This is a genomic window from Aestuariibaculum sp. YM273, assembly GCF_030908365.1.
Lineage (GTDB): Bacteria > Bacteroidota > Bacteroidia > Flavobacteriales > Flavobacteriaceae > Aestuariibaculum > Aestuariibaculum marinum.
Genome location: NZ_CP133090.1, coordinates 496,690 through 516,015 on the forward strand (window position 1 = coordinate 496,690; position 19,326 = coordinate 516,015).

20 protein-coding genes are annotated in these 19,326 nt (G+C 35.3%); 8 read left to right on the forward strand and 12 right to left on the reverse strand.

What is annotated here, in order from left to right; translation table 11 throughout:
- Nucleotides 1-55: 55 nt before the first annotated feature.
- From glmM to RBH94_RS02120, 6 genes are all read right to left on the reverse strand, one after another.
- Nucleotides 56-1,441 (reverse strand): phosphoglucosamine mutase, encoded by a 1,386-nt coding sequence (gene glmM, locus RBH94_RS02095; protein WP_307882166.1) that lies wholly within the window; start codon nt 1,439-1,441, stop codon nt 56-58.
- Between the two features lie 100 nt (nt 1,442-1,541).
- Nucleotides 1,542-1,874, reverse strand: coding sequence for a hypothetical protein (locus RBH94_RS02100; protein WP_307882167.1), 333 nt, complete (start codon nt 1,872-1,874; stop codon nt 1,542-1,544).
- 12 nt (nt 1,875-1,886) lie between these two features.
- A complete protein-coding gene (gene nagB, locus RBH94_RS02105; protein ID WP_188223595.1) occupies nt 1,887-3,815 on the reverse strand; it encodes a glucosamine-6-phosphate deaminase in 1,929 nt (642 codons plus the stop codon).
- A gap of 31 nt (nt 3,816-3,846) precedes the next feature.
- Nucleotides 3,847-5,661, reverse strand: a complete 1,815-nt coding sequence (locus RBH94_RS02110; protein ID WP_307882168.1) for a sodium:solute symporter family protein — start codon at nt 5,659-5,661, stop codon at nt 3,847-3,849.
- Between the two features lie 46 nt (nt 5,662-5,707).
- Nucleotides 5,708-6,796, reverse strand: coding sequence for a phosphotransferase enzyme family protein (locus RBH94_RS02115; protein ID WP_307882169.1), 1,089 nt, complete (start codon nt 6,794-6,796; stop codon nt 5,708-5,710).
- Between the two features lies 1 nt (nt 6,797).
- Complete coding sequence (locus RBH94_RS02120; RefSeq protein ID WP_307882170.1) at nt 6,798-7,700, reverse strand: sugar phosphate nucleotidyltransferase; 903 nt, start codon at nt 7,698-7,700, stop codon at nt 6,798-6,800.
- A gap of 246 nt (nt 7,701-7,946) precedes the next feature.
- Between RBH94_RS02120 and RBH94_RS02125 the strand changes: the two genes are divergently transcribed.
- Together RBH94_RS02125 and RBH94_RS02130 are read left to right on the forward strand one after the other, a co-directional pair.
- The gene (locus RBH94_RS02125) at nt 7,947-8,990 is read left to right on the forward strand and encodes a LacI family DNA-binding transcriptional regulator (protein ID WP_307882171.1); all 1,044 of its coding nucleotides are present in this window, start codon (nt 7,947-7,949) and stop codon (nt 8,988-8,990) included.
- A 30-nt stretch (nt 8,991-9,020) separates the two neighbouring features.
- Entirely contained in the window at nt 9,021-9,380 is a 360-nt protein-coding gene (locus RBH94_RS02130) for a hypothetical protein (protein ID WP_307882172.1), read from the forward strand.
- Here the strand turns inward: RBH94_RS02130 and RBH94_RS02135 are convergent.
- Nucleotides 9,377-10,834 carry a sulfatase-like hydrolase/transferase gene (locus tag RBH94_RS02135; protein ID WP_307882173.1) on the reverse strand — a complete coding sequence of 486 codons (1,458 nt, stop codon included), beginning with the start codon at nt 10,832-10,834 and terminating at the stop codon, nt 9,377-9,379. The genes RBH94_RS02130 and RBH94_RS02135 overlap by 4 nt on opposite strands.
- Before the next feature lie 220 nt (nt 10,835-11,054).
- Here RBH94_RS02135 and RBH94_RS02140 point away from each other — a divergent pair, with 220 nt between their 5' ends.
- A complete protein-coding gene (locus RBH94_RS02140) occupies nt 11,055-11,939 on the forward strand; it encodes a carbohydrate kinase family protein (protein ID WP_307882174.1) in 885 nt (294 codons plus the stop codon).
- A 19-nt stretch (nt 11,940-11,958) separates the two neighbouring features.
- Here the strand turns inward: RBH94_RS02140 and RBH94_RS02145 are convergent, their stop codons facing one another.
- From RBH94_RS02145 to RBH94_RS02165, 5 genes are all read right to left on the reverse strand, one after another.
- Nucleotides 11,959-12,225: a hypothetical protein gene (locus RBH94_RS02145; protein ID WP_188223588.1), complete on the reverse strand. Its 267-nt coding sequence runs from the start codon at nt 12,223-12,225 to the stop codon at nt 11,959-11,961.
- A gap of 182 nt (nt 12,226-12,407) precedes the next feature.
- A complete protein-coding gene (locus tag RBH94_RS02150; RefSeq protein WP_307882175.1) occupies nt 12,408-12,803 on the reverse strand; it encodes a rhodanese-like domain-containing protein in 396 nt (131 codons plus the stop codon).
- A gap of 16 nt (nt 12,804-12,819) precedes the next feature.
- Entirely contained in the window at nt 12,820-13,137 is a 318-nt protein-coding gene (locus RBH94_RS02155) for a rhodanese-like domain-containing protein (protein ID WP_307882176.1), read from the reverse strand.
- Between the two features lie 112 nt (nt 13,138-13,249).
- Nucleotides 13,250-13,870: a thioredoxin family protein gene (locus RBH94_RS02160; RefSeq protein ID WP_307882177.1), complete on the reverse strand. Its 621-nt coding sequence runs from the start codon at nt 13,868-13,870 to the stop codon at nt 13,250-13,252.
- A 6-nt stretch (nt 13,871-13,876) separates the two neighbouring features.
- On the reverse strand, nt 13,877-14,422 hold the full coding sequence (locus RBH94_RS02165; protein WP_307882178.1) for a TlpA disulfide reductase family protein: 546 nt from the start codon (nt 14,420-14,422) through the stop codon (nt 13,877-13,879).
- A 360-nt stretch (nt 14,423-14,782) separates the two neighbouring features.
- Between RBH94_RS02165 and RBH94_RS02170 the strand changes: the two genes are divergently transcribed.
- The 5 genes from RBH94_RS02170 to RBH94_RS02190 are packed head-to-tail and all read left to right on the forward strand — an operon-like array spanning nt 14,783 to nt 19,315.
- Entirely contained in the window at nt 14,783-16,186 is a 1,404-nt protein-coding gene (locus tag RBH94_RS02170; protein ID WP_307882179.1) for an anthranilate synthase component I family protein, read from the forward strand.
- A 41-nt stretch (nt 16,187-16,227) separates the two neighbouring features.
- Entirely contained in the window at nt 16,228-16,794 is a 567-nt protein-coding gene (locus tag RBH94_RS02175; protein WP_307882180.1) for an aminodeoxychorismate/anthranilate synthase component II, read from the forward strand.
- A 23-nt stretch (nt 16,795-16,817) separates the two neighbouring features.
- Entirely contained in the window at nt 16,818-17,810 is a 993-nt protein-coding gene (gene trpD, locus RBH94_RS02180) for an anthranilate phosphoribosyltransferase (protein ID WP_307882181.1), read from the forward strand.
- A complete protein-coding gene (gene trpC, locus RBH94_RS02185; protein ID WP_307882182.1) occupies nt 17,810-18,595 on the forward strand; it encodes an indole-3-glycerol phosphate synthase TrpC in 786 nt (261 codons plus the stop codon). Before trpD ends, trpC begins: the two co-directional genes overlap by 1 nt.
- A 30-nt stretch (nt 18,596-18,625) precedes the next feature.
- Nucleotides 18,626-19,315, forward strand: coding sequence for a phosphoribosylanthranilate isomerase (locus RBH94_RS02190; RefSeq protein ID WP_307882183.1), 690 nt, complete (start codon nt 18,626-18,628; stop codon nt 19,313-19,315).
- Nucleotides 19,316-19,326: the final 11 nt, after the last annotated feature.

The following is a 19,326-nucleotide window of genomic DNA, read 5'->3' on the forward strand; positions in this document are numbered from 1 at the left end:
AACTAAAAAAGGTCCGTTAAAAAACGGACCTTAACTAATAACGTTAAATAAAACCTTAATATAAGGTTTTTATATTTTCAATAATGGTATCAGCTAACTGATTGGCCCCTTCTTGAGAAGAACCCTCAGTATAAATTCTGATAATCGGTTCTGTATTCGATTTACGAAGGTGTACCCATTCGGTTTCAAAATCAATCTTTACACCATCAATCGTATTCACCTCTTCGTTTTTATATTTTTCAGCCATTTGTTCTAAAATAGCATCAACATTTATTTCTGGTGTCAACTCTATTTTCTTCTTATTCATAAAGTAATTCGGGTAAGACTCTCTTAATGCTTTACATGATATTTTTTGATGTGCTAAATGCGATAAGAACAAGGCCACACCAACTAAAGAGTCCCTTCCGTAATGCGCATCTGGATAAATGATTCCACCGTTGCCTTCTCCTCCAATTACAGCATTGGCTGCTTTCATTTCAATAACCACATTGACTTCACCAACAGCACTTGCTGTATAAGTCCCGCCGTGTTTTTCAGTGACATCTCTTAACGCTCTAGATGATGATAAATTAGAAACCGTGTTACCTCCTTTCAAACGACCTAAAACATAATCGGCACAGGCTACAAGCGTGTATTCTTCACCAAACATCGAACCGTCTTCACAAATAAGCGCTAGTCTATCCACGTCCGGATCAACTACAATACCGAAATCGGCTTGTTCATCCACAACCAATTTTGAGATATCGGTTAAATGCTCTTTCAACGGTTCCGGATTATGAGGAAAATGTCCGTTAGGCTCACAATACAACTGAATACACTCTACTCCTAAACGCTCTAATAGCGCTGGAATAGCAATTCCTCCCGTTGAATTCACCGCATCAACAACTACTTTAAATCCAGCTTTTTTGATGGTTTCCACATCAACCAATTCTAGTTTTAAAACTTCATCGATATGTTTTTCAATATAACCTTCAACTTCAGTATAAACACCCAAATCGTCAATTTCGGCAAAGGTATATGCATCCTCTTCGGCTACTTTTAAAATTTTAGCACCTTCAACCCCATCTAAGAACTCCCCTTTGCTGTTTAACAACTTCAAGGCATTCCATTGTTTCGGATTATGACTTGCCGTGATGATAATTCCTCCATCGGCTCCCTCTAATGGCACTGCCACTTCTACAGTTGGAGTTGTTGATAATCCTATGTTTTTTACATGAACGCCTAAACCTACTAAGGTCTGACTCACCAACGTACTTATCATCGCTCCAGAAATTCTTGCATCAAGACCTATTATGACCGTTAGTTCTTTATCTGAATTCTGATCCTTTAACCACATTCCGTAGGCTGCAGCAAATTTTACTGCATCTACAGGTGTTAAATTATCGCCTACGTTACCACCAATAGTTCCGCGAATTCCTGAGATTGATTTTATTAATGTCATTGTATTTTTACTCGATAATCGAGGTGAATTTTTTAAAGGAGCCTCAAAATTTAATTTCTGCTACCTGCTAAGGTTGTGAGTGTAAACTTAGTTTATTCTCTTAATAAGATTTGTTTTCATGAAACTCGCATATATGTTTATGTATGCTTTTAATTTGTTTCATCATACTTTGGCAAGTCGCTTCAGTCTTACCTTCAACTTGTAATGCTACATTTAACTCTTTTTCAGTATTCTGAAAACAACTAATACTAAACCATCCATTAGGAAAAAACACTTTCAATGCTTCTGATTCTTCGTTCTTAAGGAATAAATCAAATTCACCAATAACCCAATTTAAAAACCGACAATAGGCTACCTTACTATCTACTAATGCAATTTCCTTTATTTGGAAATTGGATGGCTTAGTTTTAGTGTTATGTTTTAATGTTAACATTAACTTATATATTTAGAATATCCATCTTACAAAGGCTTCCATAGCTGCATAATGCGCTAAACCTAACTGATGGTATAATTCTGCAGTTTCTCTATTTCTATCTTCAGCACGTTGCCAGAACTCTCTACTATCACTTCCTTGGAATACCACTCCATCCTTTTGAGACTGGTGCTTGAAAATTCCATGACGTTTTTCTAATACCTGTCCTGGACTCATTGGTACGGCCATTTCAATTTCATCAATCCCCCACTCTTGCCATGCACCACGGTATAACCATACCCAACAGTCACTCATAAATGGTTTTTCTTTCAGGCGTTTTACCGATTCGAAAATAGCGTCTAAACACACTTTATGTGTTCCATGAGGATCGGCTAAATCTCCTGCTGCATAAATTTGATGTGGCTGAACTTTCTCGATAAGCTCCATAGTGATTTTGATATCTTCTTCACCTATTGGTTTCTTTTCTATAGTCCCCGTTTCATAGAACGGTAATTCCATGAAATGGATATTTTCATCTTTCAATCCGACAAAATGAGATGTCGCTCGAGCTTCACCTTTTCTAATAATTCCTTTAATGTAACGCACCTCCGGAATATCAATTTCACTGTCCTTTTTATTCTTTAAAAAGTCGATTGCCTTTTCGTAAATAGCGTTTGCTTCTGGACTTTCAATACCGAATTTCTCATTGTAATCACAAACAAAAGCTGCAAAACGTAAGGCTTCATCATCTGCCACCGCAATGTTCCCTGAAGTCTGATATGCTACATGCACATCATGCCCTTGCTCTTGTAAACGTTTAAACGTTCCTCCCATACTAATGATATCATCATCCGGGTGTGGACTAAAAATTAAAACACGCTTTCTTGCTGGCTCCGCACGCTCCGGACGCTTACTATCATCGGCATTTGGTTTTCCTCCTGGCCATCCAGTAATCGTTTGTTGTACTTTATTGAATATGTTAATATTGATATCGTATGCAGGCCCTGAATCAGCTAATAAATCGCTCATTCCGTTTTCAATATAATCGGCATCGGTAAGCATTAAAATTGGTTTCTTTAAGCTTAAAGCCAATCCTAATACAGCCTTTCTTGCCATCTTATCGGTCCACTCTACTTTCTCTACTAACCATGGTGTATCGATACGAGTTAATTTTGAAGATGCGCTCTTATCAATTACAAAAGTTGCATTTCGATGTTCCTGTAAGAATGATGCAGGAACCTGATTAGTTACAGGTCCTTCAACCGAAGCTTTAATGATGTTAGATTTACCTTCACCCCAAGCCATTAACACCACGCGCTTAGCTTCCATAATTTTCTTAACTCCAAGAGTAATCGCTGTTCTTGGTGTTTTATCTAAGCCACCAAAATCTTTACTTGCAGCTACACGTGTAATATGATCTAAAGCAACCAATCTCGTTTTTGAATTTTGCAGAGATCCTGATTCGTTAAATCCGATATGTCCGTTACCACCAATACCTAATATTTGTAAATCGATACCGCCTAAAGCTTCAATCTTAGCTTCGTAAGCATTACAATATGCAGAGATTTCTTCTTTCGATAAGGTCCCATCTGGAATATGAACATTTTCTGGTAAGATATCTACTTGATTAAAAAGCAATTCATTCATAAAACGCACATAGCTATGCACTGAATCCGGCTCCATGGGGTAATATTCATCCAGGTTAAAGCTAATTACATTTTTAAAGCTTAAACCTTCCTCCTTATGTAATCTCACCAGCTCAGCATATAAACCTTTTGGAGTTGACCCTGTAGCCAATCCTAAAATACAATTTTCATTTTTAGATTGCTTTTGCTTTATAAGCTCTGCAATCTCCTTTGCTACTGCTTTTGATGCTGCTAATGAATCTTCAAAAACTACAGTATCGACGTTTTCAAAACGTTTTTCAAAACCTGTGGCCTTATCTGCACTACTTTTAATCATAACCTATCTCCTTTTTAATCTTTTTTAATCCTTACAATATGTTTGCTTTAATTTTTTTCCAAATACGTACCAGTAAACCTCCTGATATCAATGCAATGATGGTCATTACAAAGGCCTGAGTCGTCTCTCCATAAATCCAATATCCTGTAGCGAACATGGCACTATAGATTAAAGCACAACCTAATATCATGGCTAAAATTCCCGCTGGCACCGACCAAGGTTCTTTATTATCTTCTAAATCTATGTCCTCAGACTTGGCATCTAGCAACACCTTAGACCATCCAGGCCCACCTGGCTGAATCTTTTTATAAAAACTTTGTAATACTGCTTTGCTTTCCGGCTGCGTCATATAAGTAGCCGCTAACCAAATAATCGTTGTTACTAATACTACAAACGGGTATTCTAAATAGCTTGCAAAAACACCTGTTTCTTTCGCAAAGAAGAATGCTCCGGCAGGTGTTAATTTTAATATAATTGAAACAATACCTGAAGCGAACATTGCAGCAATCTCACTCCATGCATTGATACGCCACCAAAACCAACGTAAAATAAAGATCAATCCTGTACCTGCACCAAACACTAACAATACTTCGAATAACTGTAATGCATTTTGAAGTAACAATGCTAACAATGCACTAAACACCATCAAAACAATTGTTGAAATTCTACCTACAGCAACCAAACGTTTTTCAGAAGCTTCAGGGTTGATTTGTTCTTTATAGAAATCGAAAACAATATATGATGACCCCCAGTTTAATTGCGTTGAAATGGTACTCATGTAAGCAGCAATCAATGATGCTAAAACCAGCCCTAATAATCCGCTTGGTAGTTTGGTTAACATAGCCGAATAAGCTAAATCATGTCCTAATTTATCATCTGCAATACTTGGAAATGCCTCTTGAATACTCGCTAAATCCGGGAATACAACTAACGAAGCCAGTGCGACTATTATCCACGGCCAAGGACGTAAAGCATAATGCATAATATTGAAAAAGAACGTGGCTCCAATCGCGTGGTTCTCATCTTTGGCCGCCAACATACGTTGCGCGATATAACCACCACCACCTGGCTCTGCTCCTGGATACCATGAACTCCACCACTGTACCGCTAACGGAATAATCAATAAAGTAATTAAAGATTCAGTATCACTAAAATCTGGTAATATTGATAATTTATCGGCAACATGCTCATTGGTAATCATTGCTGCTACACCTCCTACTTCCGGCAAATTCACCAAGTAATAAGCTGCTCCAATAGCACCTCCCATAGCTACAAAAAACAATAAGAAATCGGTATAAATAACACCTTTAAATCCACCAAGTGCACTAAATGTCACAGTGATGATTCCAGCACTAATTACGGTTTGCCAAGGCTCTAAACCTAACATAATCCCCCCTATCTTTATCGCCGCTAAAGTTACTGCCGACATGGTAATCACATTAAAAATAACACCTAGATACACAGCTCTGAACTTTCTTAAAAACGAAGCCGGTTTTCCGCCGTAACGTAATTCATAAAATTCTAAATCGGTATTCACATTAGATTTACGCCAAAGTTTTGCATATACAAACACGGTCAACAATCCTGTTAATAGGAATGCCCACCATACCCAGTTTCCTGATACACCATGTGTTCTTACAATATCGGTTACCAAGTTAGGTGTATCTGTTGAAAAGGTCGTTGCTACCATAGACACCCCTAATAACCACCAAGGCATACTTCTTCCAGATAAAAAGAATTCTGATGAGTTTTTTCCAGACTTTTTAGACACCCAAATCCCGATACCTAAGGTTAACGAGAAAAAAATGATGATTAACGTGTAATCTAATGGACTTAATGATACCATGCGCGTATGTTATTAGTTAATATATTCGTTTTGTTAGTATTTTGTTTTATGCCAATTTCGTAATCTGTTTTACTTCATCATACTGCTTTGCATAACTCTCTAATAGTTTAAATTGATTTTTGGCTCGGTCTAAATTATGATGACTGTAAGCCGCTTTATAATAAATATCGTCGTTTAGGAAATCGGTTAAAAACCTCAATCCCATAATAAAAATAATACTTTTTGCTCCTAATGGTAAATACTCCAACTCTGTTGGTGTTAGCGATTCACCTACGGTTTCTAAAAACCCTTTAACATAAGATTTATAATAATCAATATTAAAATTCACCAGATCTAAATCGGTTTCATCTTCTGCTGCTGTATTACAAATGGTTCTAATCGCATCTCCAAAATCGTAGTGAATAATACCCGGCATTACCGTATCGGTATCAATCACACAAAGTCCTTTATTATTCTTATCGAATAAGGCATTTGAAATCTTAGTATCGTTATGTGTTACCCGAGTTGGAATAGCTCCAAATTCTTTCAACATTTGCAGAATATGCATTTCCTCTCTTGACGCTTCAACCAACACAATACAATCTTTCGCTTCTGCTTTTCTCTCGACAGATGCGCCTTGTAAAGCTTCATCGAATTGCTTATAACGAAATGACATATCGTGAAAATTCGGAATAACTTCAATCAAATCATTAACCTTAAAGTCACCTGTCTGATTTAAAAACTCTCCGAATAACTTTCCTCCTTCATAAGCGATTTCATCATCAACAACGCGCTCAAAAGTGACACTATCATCAATAAATTGTGTTAAGTTCCAGTACCCCGTCTGAACATCTTCGTAAAATGGTTTTCCGTCAACTGTAGAGATGAAAGACAATACACGACGCTCCTGCTCTACTTTTGGCAAATGTGACAACTTTGTTTTTAAATGTGCACTTACACTCACTTTATTATTAATCAGGCCCGGCACGTTTGGAAAAACACCATGATTAATACGCTGAAGCACATAATGCGGCCTATCTACCGTTTTAATTAAATACGTATCATTTATATGTCCAGAAGCCAACTCTGAAAACGAACTAAATTCGCCTTCATGCTGAAACTGATCAAAAATATGTTTTAGCGCCTCCTGATTCATATTACCATAAATTTTCAGGGTATACTTCAGCAGCTTTCAACGCTTCTATAGCAGCTTGCACAATAGCTTTATCTTCCTTGTATGTCACCCCAAACCATTTCGCTTCAGACTTTAATACTTCTACTGAAGCTTTGCCTGATTTTAGAATTTCATTAACTATGGTTGGCAAATAAAATTCCGCCTTCAAGTTTTCTTTATTTTGCTCCAGGAAGTTTAAAAACAACTCTTCTCCAAACTCAAAACATTTTGGTGTGAAGCCCCAAAAGTTCATGGAAACAACCGTATCGGGATCAATTGAAATAAATTCACCATGGTCGTCCTTACGCATTAATTTACCATCAATTTTTTCAATATGTGTGCGCTCAGTCACATCTACTAAAAAACCATTTTCATTTACTTGACATTCCCCTCTAGACACATACCCATGGTCTGAAACCGTATTTTTCAACAAATACGCCATAGTTTTAAAATTATAAGATGTTTTATCAGTTTCCATTAAAGCTTTTGCCATACTTTCAAAAGCCTCTCTACTGTAAAAGTCATCTGCATTAATAATCGCAAAATTCTCTTTAACAGCATCTTTCGCCATTAATAATGCATGCCCAGTACCCCATGGTTTTGTACGCTCTGAATTTACAAAAGCTTCAGGTACGCAATCTAACTCCTGATATACATAATCTACTTCGGCTTTACCTTCCAGTTTTTTATTGAAGATTTCTTTAAACTCAGCCTCAAAACTTTTTCTAATTATAAAAACAAACTTTCCGAAACCAGCTCTTAAAGCATCATAAATAGAAAAATCTATAATTGTATCTCCCTGAGGCGTAAACGAGTCTATCTGCTTAAGGCCGCCATATCGACTTCCCATTCCTGCTGCTAATACTACTAAGGTTGGCTTTTCCATGTTTTATTTAATTATTCAGATTTTAAACTCTAGCTCCAACAACCAGTCAAATAATTGACCTACAAGCAACTAGATGTAAGAAACATTCGGTTATTTAATTGGTTTTCAACTGTCAACTTTGCGAAAGTATAGATTAAGTTTTAAATAAAAAAGAAAAAACACAAAAAATGTGCTCGACAACATTTTATTTTGTGTTCGAGCACACTTTATATGAAACAATTCAACTTTTATTCTATATTTGTAGTAATGAAAAAATATACCATTAAAGATATTGCTCAATTAGCAGGCGTATCAAAAGGAACTGTAGATCGTGTTATTCACAAACGCGGTAAAGTATCGGAAAAAGCTTTAGAAAAAGTAAATAAAGTTCTTGCTGAAATTGACTACCAGCCTAATCTTATGGCTAGAAGTTTAAAAAACAACAAGGACTATATTATTTGCGCACTGCTTCCAAACCCGGATATAGACCCGTACTGGCAACCATGCAAAAAAGGTATAGACCAAGCCTTTAATGAATATAAGTCGTTAGGCATCACTATCGACACACATCTCTTCGACCCTACGAGTACCGCTTCTTTTTTAGAAGTCAACACTAAGGTTCTCGAAATAAATCCCGACGCCGTAATTATGGCTCCCTTATTTTATAACGAAGCAAAAAAATCTATAACCACCTACAGTGAAGCTAACATTTTAGTAAGCATTATAAACAATAGAATAGGAAGTGAAGACATTACTAATTTTGTAGGTCAAGATTTGATGCAAAGTGGTAGAATAGCAGCTCGTTTGATGGAAATGATTACCCCAAACGATTCTGAGGTTATTATTGCACATCTTGATGAGTTTTTTCATAACGCATCCTTCATGCAACAAAAAGAAAAAGGGTTTAGAGATTATTTTGAAAATCTACTCACCAGTGATTACAACTTAAAAACCTGTAATTCTATTGAGTCGAATGAATATAAAACCCTTTTCGATGCTATAAATTCCTCAAAGAACATTTCTGGTATTTTCGTAACCACCTCAAAAACATACAAAGTGGCAAAAATCATGGAAAATTTCCCTGATCTATCAATTAAGATTATTGGTTACGACTTACTTGAAAACAATATCAGCTATCTTAATAGCGGTGCTATTGATTTCCTAATTCATCAAAATCCAAAACAACAAATTTATCTCGGGTTGAGTCAATTAGCAGAGCATTTCTTGTTTGACAAACCAATTACAGAAGAAAAGTTGTTACCCATAGATATTATAAATTCAGAAAACTATAACTCCTACTTAAATCAATAGTTTACTTTTACTTCAAAAATTTTTCACAAAATGACTATCGAAGACCTAGTAGGCACATATAATATTATTGGCAGTAATCAAGATGAAGAAGCCTCAGGCTACACAGGTACGCTTACACTATCTCTCGATATGAATTATCGAATAAAAGCGAAATGGCTTATAAATGATTCACAAGAACAAATAGGTTCTGGTTTTTTTAAAGACAACATCTTAGTCATTAATTTTAGTTACAAAGGCGACGACCATAACATATACAAAGGTGTTGTAGTTTACAGATGCATTAACAAAAACCTACTAGATGGATTTTGGTCGGAAAAACACGGCAACCCGCTTTGTTTAGGTGAAGAACAATGTTTTCGAGTTGCCGAATCTACCGAACTTTTGAATTAATTATTTTTACTTTCTAATTTTTCAAATCTATCCGGATTAAGTTCATTATATTTTTTATTATGAATTAACCCCATAAAAACGGGATCCATATTCCCTAGATTCCACATATTAAACACCTGTTCTAAACTATCTAATTTATTTTTAGAATTTCTTATTAAATTTTCAGTTTCAGAAATATCATTATCCAAATTAAACAACATAGTATCCTGATCTTTTACAACGAACTTACCTCCACTTGCATTTCGAGCAGCATAAATTTGTTCATCGTATTTCCTCCAAAATAAATAATCGTGTGGAGCCTCTTTATTTTCTCCAAGTAAAAAAGGCATTAAGTCAACACCATCAATTTTATTTTTAGTCTTGATTGTCTTTTTAGTTTGGTTAATAATAGTTCCAAAAATATCTAAAGAAATCACCGGCTTGTTATAAACCATTCCTGAAGGAATTGTCCCTGGCCATTGCATAGCAAAAGGTACTCGAATCCCTCCTTCAAACAGGTCACTTTTCATTCCTCTTAACTCACCATTATCTGATCCGTTATGAGGTTCTGGCCCACCATTATCAGACAAAAACACAACTATCGTTTTTTCTGTTAATTTCAAAGCTTCTAGTTGTTCTAAAACTCTACCAACACCATCGTCAACAGCACTAACCATTGCTGCATAGGTTCTACGTTTTTTATTTTGAATTGTATCAAACCTGTTTAAATATTTTTCCGTGGCCTGAAGAGGGGTATGCGGAGCGTTATACGCTAAATACATAAAGAAAGAACTATCTTTATATTTATCGATATATTGAACCGCCTCTCGAGAAAGTGCATCAGTCAAATATTCAGTTTCTTCTACCCGTTTAGAGTTTCTTAAAAGTTTCGTCTTATAAGCATCATACTGAGATTTTACTTCAAACTCATCTTGCAACACCCATTTTTCAGGAAAATAATGATGTCCTCCTGTTAAAAATCCGTAAAAATCATCAAAACCTCGTTCTAATGGTTTTAATGATTCATGAGCACCTAAATGCCATTTTCCTAATGCTATAGACTTGTAATCTGTTTTTTTAAGAGCTTCGGCTAAAGTTTCTTCGGTTAACGGTAAGCCCATTTCCGGATCATTTGGAGTAAATAATGGATTTCTTGAAAACCCAAATTGATCTTGATAACGCCCTGTGATTAATCCAGCACGACTTGGCCCGCAAACAGCATAACTCACATAACCATTTGTAAATTTAACACCCTGACTGGCAATTCTATCTATATTTGGAGTTGGTATATCTTTACATCCATTAAAACCAACATCTCCATAACCTAAATCATCGGCCAATATTACTATTAAATTAGGAGATGTTCTTTCTTTTATTCTAATGTTAGAATCATTCTTCTTATTCATTTTCTGTAAACAAGCACCTGCTGTTAAAGACACCAAAAGAAGAATAGCTACTACCCGAAGCTTTCTCATACAATTTCAAAAATTTTATGAAGTAAAAATATAATATACTAGTAAAAATAAGGTAGACATATTGTTCAAAAAAGGATGTATTTATCATTCAACAAAAGAAACACTATGTAAAACTCACATTACCACGCATTGATACACAACAATGACTCTTACACATTTCCTTATTAAATACTATTTTATTAGCTTTACTGTTTAAGCATTAAATTTGGTAACTTTAGCTATGGCGAATATTGTTTGTTTCGGAGAAATTTTATGGGATGTATTCCCTTCTAATAGAAAAATTGGAGGCGCCCCCTTAAATGTAGCCAGTAGACTAAAATCTTTAAACAATGACGTTTCCATGATTAGTGCTGTGGGTGATGATGTTCCCGGAAAAACATTATTAGACTATTTAAATTCAAATGGTATTGATACAAGTTGTATACAAACTATACCAGACCATGACACGAGTGAAGTACACGTAAAACTTAATGAAAAAGGATCGGCGAGTTACGATATAAAATATCCTTGTGCCTGGGATAAAATTGATTTACACAGCGATGCCGAAACTCTGGTAAAAAATGCCGATGCTTTTGTTTTTGGAAGTTTAGTAGCTAGAGATTACACTTCTAAAAACACGTTATACAAGTTGGTAGATGTTGCAAAATACAAAATTTTCGATCTTAACTTACGGCCACCGCATTATACAAAAGACATCCTTATTTACTTAATGAATAAAGCTGATTTTATAAAGTTCAATGATGATGAGCTTTTTGAAGTCAGTAAATATTTAGGTTCAAAATATAATTCTTTAGAACAAAACCTGATGTTTGTCGCAGAACAGACGAACACAAAACATGTATGCGTAACAAAGGGAGCTCACGGCGCTGTTTTACTATACAATGATAAATTATATTACAATAGTGGCTACTTAATTAAGGTAATTGATACTGTTGGAGCTGGCGATTCCTTTTTAGGATCTTTAATAAGCAAATTACTAAATAACACCAAACCTCAGGAAGCTATAGATTTTGCTTGCGCTGTTGGTGCTTTAGTAGCTCAAAGTGAAGGTGCAAATCCTAAATTATCCGATACCGATATAGAAAGTTTTATAAACCCTTCGTAAACAAAAACAGCAAATAAGATTAACTTATTTGCTGTTCTTTCATTTTTTTAAGAAGCTCCAATTCGTGTTGAATCTCTTCTTTGCGTTTATTGAATTTTTCTACTCTGGCATTAATTTCAGCTTGCATTTTCTGACGTCTTAACACGCGTTGTGCTTCAGCTTCAGCTTCTAGTTGTTGTTCCTTTTTCTGCCTAGCTTTTTCTCTAAAGACAGAATAATAAGAGAACCCATACATAGACAAAAATAACAATGCGATAATACCTAAAATGACATAACCATTTTCCATAAGTCTTATTTATCAATTAAAAGGGAGTTAAACAAACAGACGTAACTATCTAAAAGTAACATCTTTATAACCCCAAAATTACCAAAAAGACCTATTGCTAAAAAATAAACAAGTTGAAGTGCTTAAAAAAAAGATTAAGTCGTAAACCGCTCTATTTCTAATCGTTGAACAACAAAAAAAAGCTACTTAACGGTTTTATAACCCGCTTCACTCCAGCTGGTAATACCTCCTTCCATATTATAGATTTTTGTAAAGCCCAGCTCTTTAAAAATCGCTGCACTTTTACTGCTACGCCCTCCAGATTTACAATATACAAGTACCGGTTTATGCTTATCTAACTTTTCAATTTCCTCCCTAAAACTATCAGAGAAAAAATCGATATTGGTTGCACCTTGTAAATGACCAGCCTCATACTCTTCAGGAGTTCTAACATCAATAAGTTGCAAATTATCACTCGTATCAACCAATTCGCTAGCAGAAGCTACTGGTACATTTGCGATGTCCTTTTGAGTCGATAATCCTTTACAGCCAAAAACACTGACAAGTATTACGCTTACTAAAACAATTATTCGTCTCATTTTATTTAGGTTTTAATTATTCAAAATCTACAATATCGCCTGCCCATTCCATAATTCCACCTTCAAGGTTATAGGCATTCTCAAAACCTAACTGCTCCATAATATTACAGGCTTGTCCGCTACGGTTTCCTGAACGACAATACACATAATAATTTTTACTTTTATCTAATTCTTCAAGCGCATAAATAAAGCCTTGCCCTTTAAAAATATCGATATGTATAGCATTTGGAATAACGCCTTCGGCTACCTCGCCATCGGTTCTAACATCTAAAACTACTGCGTTATCATCGTTAGCTAATTGCTCTGCCCACTCTTCTTGTGTTAAATCTTCCATTATAATGTATTTAGTGTATCACAAAATTAATATTTATAACCTTTATAGACGAAAAAAAATCTAAAGTATTACACCTTAGATTTTTGCTCTTTAAAACGATATGCTTTTATCCTTAAACTTTAATAGAACACCCAATGGCTTTGGTTTCTTTTTGCTCGACTTCTTTCCCTGCTAACAAAGCATCAACAGCATCTTCTACATATTTTGTAGTCACTGATTCAGCATCTTTATAGTTATCATCAATCGCGCCAATGTATTTAACCACATTTCCCTTTTTAGTTTTTTGTAACACAAACATGTGAGGTGTTTTTGTGGCACCATACTTTGGAAAAACGGTTTGCTCACTATCTATTAAATAAGGAAACGTAAAGCCTTTACTTTCGGCGCGTTCTTTCATAGCATCTAAATTATCGCCTGGTTTAATATCTGTATTATTAGGCATGATAGCTATAACCGGATACCCTTTTGAAGCATATTTTTTATCTAATGCTACAATACGATCTTCGTAAGCCACTGCAAACGGACACGTGTTACAGGTAAAGGTGACTATAAAACCTTTCGCTTCTTTGTAATCTGACAAAGACACCATCTTTCCATCAATGTTTTTAAGCGAAAAATCTTCGGCTATATCCCCTATTTTGTATCCTGAGTTAACAGTGGTTTTATTAACAGTAAAAGCGCTAATTGCGAGCACAACAAGCACGAGGGTCATAAATTTCATTAATTTTTTCATACGGGTTTAATTTAAAAATGGTTTGACTTGTTTTTCTAATTCTTCAAAAGTGAACGACTTCTCAAAAAACTGGCGTTCATCATCTTTATATATTATAGTAGCCGGAATAGATCCGGACCAAGATTCATTAACTTTTGGAATCCAGGTGTTCATATCGGCATCATCTAAAGCAACAACTTCAGATTGAATCTTTCTATTCTTTATAAAAGGTTTCAGTTTCGTATCATATTGATGTGGAAAATCTAAACTTACTAATAACACCTCAACATTTTTATCGGCGTAAGCCTTACGCAACCGCTCAAAATATGGCAATTCTTTTACACAAGGCACACACCATGTAGCCCAAAAATTTACAACATGTACTTTACCGTCTTTCTTATTTAGCAATGGTTCTAACCCTTTAAAATCGTAAACTTTTAAATCTACCTCGAAATCTTTATGAACAACAAATTCGGTTTGCCATGTTTCCGCTAAGGCTGTTTCAGCTTTATTATTTTTAGATCTACAACTTAAACATAATAAAAGAAGAATAAGTAACGTATTAAATTTCATGAGTTAACATTTGGACATTTAGACCTTTAATTATCAATAAGGTTTAATAATCTGTTAATAGAATCCTAAATTTAATTAATACTTTACAGTTATAAATTAGTTTAACAATCTTTTATGTAAAAATTAACCAGAAGTATTGTGTAATTTTATTTTCATTTCTATATTTGAAGCAAATAAAAACAAAACATGTTTACAACTTTAAATAATATTTGGTGGTGGAGCTTTACAAACTTACGTTCGTGAAGTAGACCCCTTATGTATTTAAATTAAAATATCGAAAAGGCTTGTCATTCACGACAAGCCTTTTTTAGTATTAAAGATTTTGATAAACGAATAAAAACTGAACTAAATTCAGCATAAATGACAACTTATAATTTATACACGCATTACAAAAAAATTCTGGCAGACACCATCACGCCTGTCAGTATTTACCTGAAAATAAGAGATAAATACCCAAACAGTATTTTACTTGAAAGTAGTGACTATCATGCCAACGATAACAGTTTTTCATATATCTGTTTCAACCCGATTGCTTCTATTAAAGTAGAAAACGAAACTATTTCACAAACGTTTCCTGACGGAAGCAATTCTACAGAAGCGATTACTAACACCACCGATGTCGCTGAAGAAATTCATAAGTTCACCAAACGTTTTGAAGTTAGTTCTGAAGAAGAATTCAAATTTATTAACAACGGTATTTTTGGATATATTGCCTACGATGCCGTGCGTTATTTTGAAGATGTTGAGATTTCTAAAAAAGACAATTCCATTTCTATTCCAGATGCATATTATGCGGTTTATCAAAACATCATAGCCATTAATCATCATAAGAATGAAGCTTACATTTTTGCGCATTGCCACAACACCGAAAGTAACATTGAAGAAATCGATCACTTAATTAAGGTTAGAAACTTTGCATCTTACAACTTTGCTTCAAACGGAGATATTTCATCTAATTTAACCGATGATGAATACAAAACGCACGTAGAATTAGCTAAAAAACATTGCGCACGTGGTGATGTGTTCCAATTAGTGCTTTCAAAAAGTTTTACTCAACAATTTAAAGGTGATGAATTTAATGTATATCGTGCTTTACGCAGCATCAACCCTTCTCCATATTTATTTTATTTCGATTATGGCAACTTTAAAATCTTTGGTAGCTCGCCAGAAGCCCAACTTGTTGTTAGCGATGGGCTAGCCGAAATTCACCCGATTGCCGGAACTTTTAAACGTACCGGTAATGACACCAAAGATGCCGAATTGGCTCAAAAACTGGTAGCCGACGACAAAGAAAATGCAGAACATGTGATGCTGGTAGACTTGGCCAGAAATGACTTGAGTCGTCATGGTAGCGGCGTAACCGTGAACACTTATCGCGAAGTTCAGTTCTTCTCACATGTTATTCACTTAGTAAGTAAGGTTACAGGTAAAAAACATAATGATACAGCAACCATGCAAGTGGTAGCCGACACCTTCCCTGCCGGAACTTTAAGTGGCGCGCCAAAACACCGTGCTATGCAACTTATCGAGCAATACGAAAAAACAAGCCGATCATTTTACGGTGGCGCCATCGGGTTTATGGATTTTAATGGCAACTTTAATCATGCAATTATGATTAGAACATTTTTAAGTAAAAACCACGAACTACACTGGCGTGCGGGTGCTGGAATCGTTTCCAAATCAAGCGCCGAAAGTGAATTACAGGAAGTATATAATAAATTAGGGGCCCTAACTAAAGCCATTGAATTAGCTGAAACCATATAAACTACAAAGCAAAAAACACCTGTTAAACAGGACTATATAAAATGAAAAAAGTATTAGTTATAGATAATTACGACAGCTTCACTTACAATCTTGTACATTATTTAGAAGATTTAAACTGCGAAGTTACCGTTTACCGAAACGATAAACTTGCCCTAGAAGATGTGGAGCCTTTCGATAAAATTGTGTTATCACCAGGACCAGGAATCCCTGATGAAGCTGGTTTATTAAAACAAATTATAAAAACCTATGCCCCTACTAAAAGCATTTTAGGTGTTTGTTTAGGACAGCAAGCCATTGGAGAAGTCTTCGGCGGCACTTTAGAAAACCTTGACGATGTATATCACGGTGTAGCCACTAAAGTTAATATTACAGTAGACGACGAAATATTATTCAACGGTTTAGATAAAGAAATTGAAGTCGGTCGCTACCATTCCTGGGTAGTAAACACCAACTTACCAGAAGTATTAGAAGCCACTTCATTTGATGCTAACGGTCAAATCATGTCTTTACGTCACAGAGTTTACGATGTTAAAGGTGTACAATATCATCCGGAATCGGTATTAACACCTCAAGGCAAGCAAATACTTAAAAACTGGATAGAGAACTAAACCAAGATTTAAGACATTAGATTATGAAAGACATTTTAAACAGACTTATAAATCACGAAAGCATCTCTACAGAAGAAGCCAAACAGGTTTTAGTAAACATATCAAAAGGCGATTATAACCAAAGTCAGATTGCAGCATTTCTAACAGTTTATATGATGCGAAGCATCACTTTAGATGAGTTGAAAGGCTTTAGAGATGCCCTATTAGAACTATGCATTCCAATTGACCTAAAAGATTTCAACGCGATTGATTTATGTGGTACTGGTGGTGACGGAAAAAACACCTTCAATATTTCAACACTGGCCTCATTTGTAACAGCTGGCGCTGGCGTTAATGTAGCAAAGCATGGGAACTATGGGGTATCATCGGCATGCGGATCTTCAAACGTTATGGAATATTTGGGTATTAAATTTTCAAACGATGAAGATTTCTTAAAAAAATGTATCGATCAGGCAGGTATTTGTGTGCTTCATGCACCACTATTCCACCCTGCCATGAAAAACGTAGCTCCTATTCGTCGTGAATTGGGTGTTAAAACTTTTTTCAATATGCTGGGGCCAATGGTAAATCCGTCATTCCCAAAAAATCAAATGGTCGGGGTTTTCAATTTAGAATTGTTACGCCTGTATGGGTATCTATATCAAAACACCGATAAAAACTACAGCGTGGTTCATGCTTTAGATGGGTATGATGAAATCTCTTTAACCGGAGGCACTAAAGTCATTTCAAACAATAAAGAAACCATGTTCGCTCCGGAAGATTTAGGCATTAATCAAATTACACAGCAATCCATTTATGGTGGGGATACCATTGAAGAAGCCGCTAAAATATTTGTGAATGTGATAAACGGAAACGGTACTGAGCAACAAAACAATGTAGTATGCGCTAATGCTGGTTTAGCCATTGCAACCACCAAACAAATTAGTCATAAGGAAGGTTTTGAATTAGCCAAAGAATCTTTATTCTCAGGAAAAGCCAAAGCGAGTTTAGATAAATTAGTAGCATTAAGTAAGTAATGAATATATTAGATAAAATTACAGCCGATAAAAGAACCGAAGTCGCTTTAAGGAAATCTTTAATTCCGATATCTCAATTAGAACAATCGGTGTTATTCGAAAGACCTACAGTGCCTTTAGCTGAAAAACTAAAAGCGAGCAACACAGGTATTATTGCAGAACACAAACGCCGCTCGCCTTCCAAATCGGTTATCAATCATAACCTCAACGTTAATGATGTCGCTAAAGGCTATGAAGGTGCGGGGGTTTGTGGTATGTCTGTCTTAACAGACGGCAAGTATTTTGGAGGTTCTTTAGACGATTTTTTATTAGCTCGTGCCTCTTGTAATTTACCTTTATTACGCAAAGAATTCATTATTGACGAATACCAGTTACTGGAAGCTAAAGCTTACGGTGCCGATGTCATTCTGCTCATTGCCGCCATCTTAACACGCGATGAAATCAAGCAATTTTCAGAGTTTGCTAAAAGCCTGAATCTTGATGTTTTATTGGAAGTTCACAACGAAGAAGAACTAAACAAAAGCATCATGCCTAGTTTAGATATGTTAGGTGTTAATAACCGTAACTTGAAAACCTTCGATGTTAGTTTAGACATTAGTAAGTCATTAAGCACATTGATTCCTGATGATTTCGTGAAAGTTTCCGAAAGTGGCATCAGCAATATTGAAGCTATTAAATCGCTACAGCCTTTCGGTTATAAAGGATTTTTAATTGGTGAAAACTTTATGAAGACCGATAATGCCGGCGACAGTGCTAAAACATTTATAGAACAATTAAATAAATAGGACCTGAAACAAGTTCAGGTTGACAAAAAGATGAAGTTAAAAGTTTGTGGTATGAAATATAAAGATAATATTCAGGCGGTGGCAGATTTGCAACCGGACTACCTGGGTTTTATCTTCTACGAAAAATCAGCAAGATGTTTCAACACCTCTATTCCAGATATTTCTAAAAGCATTAAAAAGACTGGTGTTTTTGTTAATGAAACATTAGACTTTGTAATCGAACAAATTCAAAAACACGACTTACAAGCAGTACAATTACATGGTGAGGAATCTCCAGAATATTGCAAGCAATTAAAAAACTGTAATGCTGAACTTGTTTCAGCATCTCTCGATAAGGACCTGAAACACCTTCAGGTTGACAAATCATTAGAAATCATTAAAGTCTTTTCCATAAAAGATAAATTCAATTTCGAAGTTTTAACACCTTATGAACAAGTCTGTGACTACTTCCTTTTTGATACCAAAGGAAAGCTACCAGGAGGTAATGGCTATACTTTCGACTGGAATGTATTAAACGATTATCCATCAACCAAGCCGTTCTTTTTAAGTGGTGGTATTGGTTTAGATGAAGCCGAAAAACTCAATGCATTTAAACAAAGCCCTGCATCAACATACTGTTATGCTATTGATGTAAACAGTAAATTTGAAATAGAACCAGGATTAAAACATATAGAACAACTAAAACAATTTAAAGAAGCGTTAAGCTTTATAGAACACTAAAAAGATTCTGA

What these genes read in the sequence shown, in the direction of transcription:
- glmM (WP_307882166.1), bottom strand. Translation starts at nt 1,441, where the DNA reads ATGACATTAATAAAATCAATCTCAGGAATTCGCGGAACTATTGGTGGT.
- RBH94_RS02100 (WP_307882167.1), bottom strand. Translation starts at nt 1,874, where the DNA reads ATGTTAACATTAAAACATAACACTAAAACTAAGCCATCCAATTTCCAA.
- nagB (WP_188223595.1), bottom strand. Translation starts at nt 3,815, where the DNA reads ATGATTAAAAGTAGTGCAGATAAGGCCACAGGTTTTGAAAAACGTTTT.
- RBH94_RS02110 (WP_307882168.1), bottom strand. Translation starts at nt 5,661, where the DNA reads ATGGTATCATTAAGTCCATTAGATTACACGTTAATCATCATTTTTTTC.
- RBH94_RS02115 (WP_307882169.1), bottom strand. Translation starts at nt 6,796, where the DNA reads ATGAATCAGGAGGCGCTAAAACATATTTTTGATCAGTTTCAGCATGAA.
- RBH94_RS02120 (WP_307882170.1), bottom strand. Translation starts at nt 7,700, where the DNA reads ATGGAAAAGCCAACCTTAGTAGTATTAGCAGCAGGAATGGGAAGTCGA.
- RBH94_RS02125 (WP_307882171.1), top strand. Translation starts at nt 7,947, where the DNA reads ATGAAAAAATATACCATTAAAGATATTGCTCAATTAGCAGGCGTATCA.
- RBH94_RS02130 (WP_307882172.1), top strand. Translation starts at nt 9,021, where the DNA reads ATGACTATCGAAGACCTAGTAGGCACATATAATATTATTGGCAGTAAT.
- RBH94_RS02135 (WP_307882173.1), bottom strand. Translation starts at nt 10,834, where the DNA reads ATGAGAAAGCTTCGGGTAGTAGCTATTCTTCTTTTGGTGTCTTTAACA.
- RBH94_RS02140 (WP_307882174.1), top strand. Translation starts at nt 11,055, where the DNA reads ATGGCGAATATTGTTTGTTTCGGAGAAATTTTATGGGATGTATTCCCT.
- RBH94_RS02145 (WP_188223588.1), bottom strand. Translation starts at nt 12,225, where the DNA reads ATGGAAAATGGTTATGTCATTTTAGGTATTATCGCATTGTTATTTTTG.
- RBH94_RS02150 (WP_307882175.1), bottom strand. Translation starts at nt 12,803, where the DNA reads ATGAGACGAATAATTGTTTTAGTAAGCGTAATACTTGTCAGTGTTTTT.
- RBH94_RS02155 (WP_307882176.1), bottom strand. Translation starts at nt 13,137, where the DNA reads ATGGAAGATTTAACACAAGAAGAGTGGGCAGAGCAATTAGCTAACGAT.
- RBH94_RS02160 (WP_307882177.1), bottom strand. Translation starts at nt 13,870, where the DNA reads ATGAAAAAATTAATGAAATTTATGACCCTCGTGCTTGTTGTGCTCGCA.
- RBH94_RS02165 (WP_307882178.1), bottom strand. Translation starts at nt 14,422, where the DNA reads ATGAAATTTAATACGTTACTTATTCTTCTTTTATTATGTTTAAGTTGT.
- RBH94_RS02170 (WP_307882179.1), top strand. Translation starts at nt 14,783, where the DNA reads ATGACAACTTATAATTTATACACGCATTACAAAAAAATTCTGGCAGAC.
- RBH94_RS02175 (WP_307882180.1), top strand. Translation starts at nt 16,228, where the DNA reads ATGAAAAAAGTATTAGTTATAGATAATTACGACAGCTTCACTTACAAT.
- trpD (WP_307882181.1), top strand. Translation starts at nt 16,818, where the DNA reads ATGAAAGACATTTTAAACAGACTTATAAATCACGAAAGCATCTCTACA.
- trpC (WP_307882182.1), top strand. Translation starts at nt 17,810, where the DNA reads ATGAATATATTAGATAAAATTACAGCCGATAAAAGAACCGAAGTCGCT.
- RBH94_RS02190 (WP_307882183.1), top strand. Translation starts at nt 18,626, where the DNA reads ATGAAGTTAAAAGTTTGTGGTATGAAATATAAAGATAATATTCAGGCG.